Below are 489 nucleotides of genomic sequence, written 5' to 3'. Positions count from 1 at the left end.
AGAAATTGTATGATCCTGAACAGAACCATCTACAAGGGCAAAGGATTGCCAATCTGTATCTACTGCCCCATTTCTCCAGTCAAGTCCGTTAGCCATCCAGTCAAAATAACCTCCTTCTTCAGTAAGCCAGGTGTCTTCAGCTCCGTAGCTATTGGCAGAAGCTTCTGTGAATAACTCCACGTACTGCTCTGCATTCAACCAATCTAATGTATTGGTAGGTTCACTCCACCCCATGGAAGTATTCAGAGAGATCTTTGTCTTTCCCGATTTACCTGATTTGGTGGTGATTAATACGACTCCATTTGTACCTCTTGCTCCATATATCGCTGCAGACGATGCATCCTTAAGAATTTCAATGGAGGCGATATCATTAGGATTTAAGGAAATGAGCGGGTTTATAGGTGCCTGGGAAACAGATTCATCATCATTGATCAAAGGCATCCCGTCAATTACATAAAGCGGTTCCTGTGAGGAAGAGATACTTGAGAT

General features: G+C 42.9%; 1 protein-coding gene. It reads right to left on the bottom strand.

Annotated features, from left to right (window positions below):
• The coding region (locus tag HC175_RS17845; protein WP_168139610.1) for a TonB-dependent receptor plug domain-containing protein at positions 1-489 on the bottom strand (489 nt) is incomplete at both ends.

This window comes from Salinimicrobium oceani (assembly GCF_012037645.1).
Note: the sequence above shows the minus strand (reverse complement) of the source record. Positions and strands in the feature narration are given on the sequence as shown.